The organism is Isoptericola sp. NPDC060257, assembly GCF_042726645.1.
In the GTDB taxonomy this organism is placed as follows: Bacteria; Actinomycetota; Actinomycetes; order Actinomycetales; family Cellulomonadaceae; genus Isoptericola; species Isoptericola nanjingensis.
The window spans coordinates 1-6603 of sequence record NZ_JBHXAW010000249.1 but is presented as its reverse complement, the minus strand read 5'-3'; the positions used below and the strand labels follow the sequence as shown (position 1 = coordinate 6603).

General features: G+C 73.3%; 6 protein-coding genes and 1 pseudogene. All 7 read left to right on the top strand.

Annotated features, from left to right (window positions below):
* Positions 1–85 precede the first annotated feature (85 nt).
* Positions 86–139 (top strand): annotated as a pseudogene (locus ACFWEK_RS17110) (hypothetical protein); the annotation flags it as partial.
* Complete coding sequence (locus tag ACFWEK_RS17105) at positions 118–585, top strand: arginine repressor (protein WP_430554812.1); 468 nt, start codon at positions 118–120, stop codon at positions 583–585. The pseudogene ACFWEK_RS17110 and the gene ACFWEK_RS17105, both read left to right, overlap by 22 nt.
* Before the next feature lie 83 nt (positions 586–668).
* Positions 669–1898, top strand: coding sequence for an argininosuccinate synthase (locus tag ACFWEK_RS17100; RefSeq protein WP_430554811.1), 1230 nt, complete (start codon positions 669–671; stop codon positions 1896–1898).
* Position 1899: 1 nt separating this feature from the next.
* Positions 1900–3357 (top strand): argininosuccinate lyase, encoded by a 1458-nt coding sequence (gene argH / locus ACFWEK_RS17095; protein ID WP_430554810.1) that lies wholly within the window; start codon positions 1900–1902, stop codon positions 3355–3357.
* Between the two features lie 142 nt (positions 3358–3499).
* Complete coding sequence (locus tag ACFWEK_RS17090) at positions 3500–4105, top strand: uridine kinase (protein ID WP_430547423.1); 606 nt, start codon at positions 3500–3502, stop codon at positions 4103–4105.
* Complete coding sequence (locus tag ACFWEK_RS17085) at positions 4102–4839, top strand: DNA-3-methyladenine glycosylase (protein WP_430554809.1); 738 nt, start codon at positions 4102–4104, stop codon at positions 4837–4839. The genes ACFWEK_RS17090 and ACFWEK_RS17085 overlap by 4 nt, the downstream gene beginning before the upstream one ends.
* Before the next feature lie 63 nt (positions 4840–4902).
* On the top strand, positions 4903–6162 hold the full coding sequence (gene tyrS / locus ACFWEK_RS17080) for a tyrosine--tRNA ligase (RefSeq protein WP_430554808.1): 1260 nt from the start codon (positions 4903–4905) through the stop codon (positions 6160–6162).
* Positions 6163–6603 lie beyond the last annotated feature (441 nt).

Below are 6603 nucleotides of genomic sequence, written 5' to 3'. Positions count from 1 at the left end.
CGGCAGGCCGAGCACGACCGTCGCGAAGACCATCGTGAGGTAGCCGCCGACCTGCGGCGGCCGTCGTCGGGCCGGGCGCCCGGGGATCCGTCGGTTCATCCCGCAGACCTGGGAGAGCTGGGGCCGCGACGGCAACGGCGACGGCAGGCGCGACCCGAACAACATCTACGACGCCGCCCTCGCCGCCGGCAGCTACCTCTGCGCACCCTGTCGCGCGACCTCATCGAGCTGCGCGCGGAGAAGGTGCGCAACGCGGCGGGGGCGCTCGTCTACGCCGTGCCAGGCGAGGGCGGCGACCGCAGCGTGCAGGCCGCGGGCGTGGGGGAGCACGACGTCGAGTACGTCGCCGCGCGCCTCGCCCGGCTCTGCAACGACCTGCTCGTGTCGGCGGAGGCGTCCGCCAACCTCGTGGTGCTGCGCACGCCGCCCGGCGCGGCCAACTACCTCGCGTCCGCGATCGACCACTCGGTCTTCCCGGGCGTCCTCGGCTCCATCGCGGGCGACGACACGATCCTCGTGATCGCGCGCGACCCGCTCGGCGGCGACGAGCTGGCCCGCCGCTTCCTCGAGCTGACCGGTCCCTGACCCCGTCCTCCCGGCGGGCCGTGGCCTCCGCGGACCCGCACTGCCAGACTTGACCCGAACCCCTCGCAAGAAAGAGAACTGTGATGACTGATCGCGTCGTGCTCGCCTACTCGGGCGGCCTGGACACCTCCGTGGCCATCGGCTGGATCGCCGAGGCCACCGGGGCCGAGGTCGTCGCCGTGGCCGTCGACGTCGGCCAGGGCGGCGAGGACATGAACGTCATCCGCAAGCGCGCGCTCGACTGCGGCGCCGTCGAGGCGTACGTCGCCGACGCGCGCGACGAGTTCGCGGCGGAGTACTGCATGCCCGCGCTCAAGGCCAACGGCATGTACCTCGACCGCTACCCGCTGGTCTCGGCGATCTCCCGCCCGGTGATCGTCAAGCACCTCGTGCGCGCCGCGCGCCAGTTCGGCGCGACGACGGTCGCGCACGGCTGCACCGGCAAGGGCAACGACCAGGTCCGCTTCGAGGTCGCGACGACGTCGCTCGCCCCGGACCTCAAGTCCATCGCCCCGGTCCGCGACCTCGCGCTCACGCGCGAGAAGGCCATCGACTACGCGGAGCGGCACGACCTGCCGATCGCGACCACCAAGAAGAACCCGTTCTCGATCGACCAGAACGTGTGGGGCCGTGCGGTGGAGACGGGCTTCCTCGAGGACATCTGGAACGAGCCCACCAAGGACGTCTACTCCTACACCGACGACCCGACGTTCCCGCCGGTCGCCGACGAGGTCGTCGTCACCTTCGACCAGGGCGTGCCGGTGGCGTTGGACGGCGTGGCGGTCACCCCGCTGCAGGCCATCCAGGAGATGAACCGCCGCGCCGGCGCCCAGGGCGTGGGCCGCATCGACATCGTCGAGGACCGCCTCGTGGGCATCAAGTCCCGCGAGATCTACGAGGCGCCCGGCGCGATCGCGCTCATCGCCGCGCACCAGGAGCTCGAGAACGTCACGCTCGAGCGCGAGCAGGCCCGCTTCAAGCGCCAGGTCGAGCAGCGCTGGACCGAGCTGGTCTACGACGGCATGTGGTTCTCCCCGCTGAAGAAGAACCTCGACTCGTTCGTCGACGAGACGCAGAAGTACGTGTCCGGCGACATCCGCATGGTCCTGCACGGCGGCCGCGCCACCGTGACGGGGCGCAGGTCGGAGTCCAGCCTGTACGACTTCAACCTCGCCACCTACGACGAGGGCGACGCGTTCGACCAGTCGCACGCCAAGGGCTTCATCGAGATCTACGGCCTCGCCGCCAAGCAGGCCGCGGCCCGCGACGAGAAGTTCGGCAACGGCGTGGACTTCGGCGTCGGGGAGTTCTGACGTGGGCTCCGAGGTCACGCCGGGCGCCCGGGACGGCGCGCTGACGACGCAGGGTGACAACGTCTCCCTGTGGGGCGGCCGGTTCTCCGGCGGCCCGTCGCCGGAGCTGCAGGCGCTGTCCCAGTCGACGCACTTCGACTGGGTGCTCGCCCCGTACGACATCCGCGGGTCCCGGGCGCACGCCCGGGTGCTGCACGCCGCGGGCCTGCTCACGGCCGACGAGCTGACCGGCATGCTCGAGGCGCTCGACGTGCTGCTCGCCGACGTCGAGTCGGGGGCCTTCCTCCCCGTGCTCGGCGACGAGGACGTGCACACGGCCCTCGAGCGCGGCCTCATCGAGCGCGCGGGCACCGAGCTCGGCGGCAAGCTCCGCGCGGGCCGGTCGCGCAACGACCAGATCGCCACCCTGGTGCGGCTGTACCTGCGCGACCAGTCGCGCGTCGTCGTGCGCCAGGTGCTCGACGTCGTGGACGCGCTCATCGTGCAGGCGGAGGCGGCCGGCGAGGCCGTCATGCCGGGCCGCACGCACCTGCAGCACGCGCAGCCGGTGCTGCTGGCGCACCAGCTCCTGGCGCACGCGTGGCCGCTGCTGCGCGACGTCGACCGGCTGGTCGACTGGGACGTCCGCGCGGCGCGCTCGCCCTACGGGTCGGGGGCGCTCGCGGGCTCGTCGCTGGGCCTCGACCCGGCGGCGGTCGCGACGGAGCTGGGCTTCGACGGCCCGGTGGAGAACTCGATCGACGGCACCGCCGCGCGCGACGTCGTCGCGGAGTTCGCGTTCGTGTCGGCGATGGTGGGCATCGACCTGTCCCGGCTGAGCGAGGAGATCATCCTCTGGAACACGAAGGAGTTCGGCTTCGTGCGGCTGGACGACTCGTGGTCGACCGGGTCCAGCATCATGCCGCAGAAGAAGAACCCGGACATCGCGGAGCTCGCCCGCGGCAAGGCCGGCCGGCTGGTGGGCGACCTCATCGGGCTGCTCACCACCCTCAAGGGCCTGCCGCTGGCGTACAACCGCGACCTGCAGGAGGACAAGGAGCCGGTCTTCGACCAGGTCTCCACCCTCACCGTGCTGCTGCCCGCGTTCGCGGGGATGGTCCGGACGCTCACGTTCGACACGGCACGGATGGCCGAGCTCGCCCCGCAGGGCTTCTCGTTGGCGACCGACATCGCCGAGTGGCTGGTGCGCCAGGGCGTCCCGTTCCGCGTCGCGCACGAGGTCGCGGGCGCGTGCGTCCGGGTCTGCGAGGAGCGCGGGATCGAGCTGTGGGACCTGTCCGACGCCGACCTCGCCGCGATCTCGGAGCACCTGACGCCGGGCGTGCGCGAGGTGCTGAGCGTCGAGGGCTCCGTGGCCTCCCGCGACGGCGTCGGCGGCACGGCACCCGCGCGCGTCGTCGAGCAGGTCGAGGCCGCCAAGGAGCGGTCCGCCGAGTTCCGCATCTGGGCGGACAGCTGAGCCGACCCGTTCCCCGGCCCGGGCACCGTCGGCCGCACGCTCCCTCGGGGCGTGCGGCCGTCGCCGTCCGGGGCGGTCGCGAAGGACGCACGGACGAGACGCGGCAGCGGGTACGGTCGGCGGGCCGGAGGAAGGAGCGGGCGTGACGACGAGCGAGGACGTGCTGGACGCGCTCGTGGCGCGCGTGCACACGGCGGAGCCGCGGCTCCCGGGGCCCGCGGCGCCGGAGCCGTGGCGGCGCACGCGGCTCGTGTGCGTCGACGGGCCGGCGGGCTCGGGCAAGACGACGCTCGCGACGCAGCTCGCCCTGCGGTTCGCGTGCCAGGTCGTGCACCTGGACGACCTCTACGAGGGCTGGGAGGCCGGCCCCGACGGCGGCGCGCGTCGCCTGGGGGAGTGGGTCCTCGAGCCTCTCGAGGCGGGCCGTCCGGGCAGGTATCTCCGCTACGACTGGGGGCGGGGCGAGTACGCCGAGGCGCACGACGTCGAGCCCGCCCCGGTCCTCGTCGTCGAGGGCTGCGGCGCCGGGGCCCGCCAGGTCGACGGCCGGGCCGCGCTGCGGGTGTGGGTGGAGGCCGACGACGCGGTGCGCCTCTCCCGCGGCCTCGCGCGCGACGGGTCGGACGCCCGCGAGCACTGGCTGCGCTGGATGGCCGACGAACGCACCCACTACGCGACCGAGCGCACGCGCGAGCGTGCCGACGTCCGGCTCGACGGCGTCGGCCGGCTCCTCGAGGCGGTGCGATGACGTCGGCGAGGCGGGTGCAGGACGGTTTTCCCGCAGCGGACGGGGAACCGCAGGCGGACGCGGTGGCGGCGGGCGCGGGCCTGGTCGTCCCGGGCCGCGCCTGGTTCGCGCGGGACGTGCACGTCGTCGCGCACGACCTGCTCGGGGCGCTGCTCACCCGCCGCACGCCGGACGGTGCGGTGACGGTGCGGCTCACGGAGGTCGAGGCGTACGCGGGCACGGCCGACCCGGGGTCGCACGCGTACCGGGGCGAGACGGCGCGCAACCGGACGATGTTCGGCGAGCCCGGTCGCGTCTACGTCTACCGGCACCTGGGGCTGCACCACTGCATGAACGTCGTGTGCAGCCCGCCGGGCGAGGCGTCGGCCGTGCTGCTCCGGGCGGGCGAGGTGGTCGAGGGGGCCGACCTCGCGCGCGAGCGGCGCGCGGCCGCGGGCGTGACGCGGTCCGACGTCGACCTGGCGCGCGGCCCGGCCCGCCTGACCGTCGCGCTCGCGATCGACCGGGACGACGACGGCGCGGACGTCACCGATCCGGGCGGCGCCCTGGTGCTGCGGGTGCCGCGGCCCCGGGACCGCACCGACGGTGCCGGTCGCGAGGTCGCCACGGGTCCTCGCGTCGGCGTGAGCGGCGAGGGCGGCCGCGCCGACCTGTTCCCCTGGCGGGCGTGGCTGGCCGGCGAGCCCACCGTCTCGGCGTACCGGGCGGCGGAATCACGGCGCCGACGGCGGTAGGCGTCGGGCACACTAGGAGGGCGGCCCGCCCGGGCCGCGATCCCTTTCCCCGAGGAGCACACGGTGACCGACGTTCTCGACGAGCTGCACTGGCGAGGCCTGGTGGCGCAGTCCACCGACGAGGCCGCGCTGCGTTCTGCGCTGGCCGAGGGACCCGTCACCTATTACGCGGGCTTCGACCCGACGGCGCAGAGCCTGCACGTCGGGCACATGGTCCAGCTGCTGAACATGCGCCGGCTCCAGCTGGCGGGGCACCGTCCGCTCGCGCTGGTCGGAGGCGCGACGGGTCTCATCGGCGACCCGCGCCCGACCACGGAGCGGTCGATGCAGTCGCGCGACGTCGTCGCGGGCTGGGTCGAGCGCATCCGGGGTCAGATCGAACCGTTCCTGGACTTCGAGGGCCCGGCGGCGGCGCGCATGGTCAACAACCTCGACTGGACCGGGGCCATGTCCGCGATCGACTTCCTGCGCGACGTCGGCAAGCACTTCCGGGTGGGCACGATGCTGGGCAAGGACATCGTCGCCCGGCGCCTGCGCTCGGACGAGGGCATCAGCTACACCGAGTTCAGCTACCAGGTGCTGCAGGGCATGGACTTCCGGGAGCTGTACGAGCGCCACGGGTGCACGCTGCAGCTCGGGGGCAACGACCAGTGGGGCAACCTGCTGTCCGGCGTCGAGCTCATCCGCAAGACGGACGGCGCGGCCGTGCACGCCCTGACGTCGCCCCTCATCACCAAGGCCGACGGCACCAAGATGGGCAAGTCCGAGGGCGGCGCCGTCTGGCTCGACCCGGAGCTCACGAGCCCGTACGCCTTCTACCAGTTCTGGGTGAACACGGCGGACGCGGACGTCGTGAAGTACCTCAAGGTCTTCACCTTCCGCTCCAGGGAGGAGATCGAGGCGCTCGAGCGGGAGGTGGCCGAGCGGCCGTTCGCCCGCGAGGCGCAGCGGGCGCTGGCCGGCGACCTCACCACCCTCGTGCACGGTCAGGCGGCGACGGACGCCGTCATCTCGGCGAGCCAGGCCCTGTTCGGCCGGGGCGAGCTGCGAGGCCTGGACGAGGAGACCCTCGGTGCCGCCGTCGCGGAGCTCCCGCGCACGACGGCGAAGGCGGGCGACCTGGTCGTCGACGCGTTCGTGGGCTCGGGCCTGGTCGCATCGAAGGCCGCCGCCCGACGCGCGATCTCTGAGGGCGGCGCGTACGTGAACAACGCGAAGGTCGAGTCGGAGGACGCCGCGCTGCGGACCGAGGACCTGCTGCACGGCCGGTACGCCGTCCTGCGTCGGGGCAAGCGGACCCTGGCGGTGGCCGTCGCGGAGTGACGGCGGCCGTGCCGTCGGACGCGTGACGTCGAGGGCCCCGGGGGAGCACGAGCTCCTCCGGGGCCCTCGCCGTTCGTCGGGCGGCGCCAGGACGGGCGGTCGCCGGGTATCGCCGCAGGTCACAGGGCGATTTGGCACCTGCGCCAGACTGTGTGTAATGTTCTGGTCGTTCGCCCGACAGGGAGAACGGACACCGAGGAGACAGCCGAGCGGCTGGGTACCGGTGGCCGGCCCGGGGCGGACACCCGAATCCTTCTTCACGAGGTCGACGAGTGCGCCCTCGTTCGGGACCGGGACGTTCGAACCCAGCACTTCAGGCCGACGGCCGGGAGTTGACGGGGAAGAACGAACCGAGTAAGTTTGAGGGGTTGCCCCGGCGGGGTTGGAGCCGAGAGTGGTTCTGGTTCTGCGGTGTGCGTCGGTTGTTTGAGAACTCAACAG

What these genes read in the sequence shown, in the direction of transcription:
- ACFWEK_RS17100 (WP_430554811.1), top strand. Translation starts at nt 669, where the DNA reads ATGACTGATCGCGTCGTGCTCGCCTACTCGGGCGGCCTGGACACCTCC.
- ACFWEK_RS17085 (WP_430554809.1), top strand. Translation starts at nt 4,102, where the DNA reads ATGACGTCGGCGAGGCGGGTGCAGGACGGTTTTCCCGCAGCGGACGGG.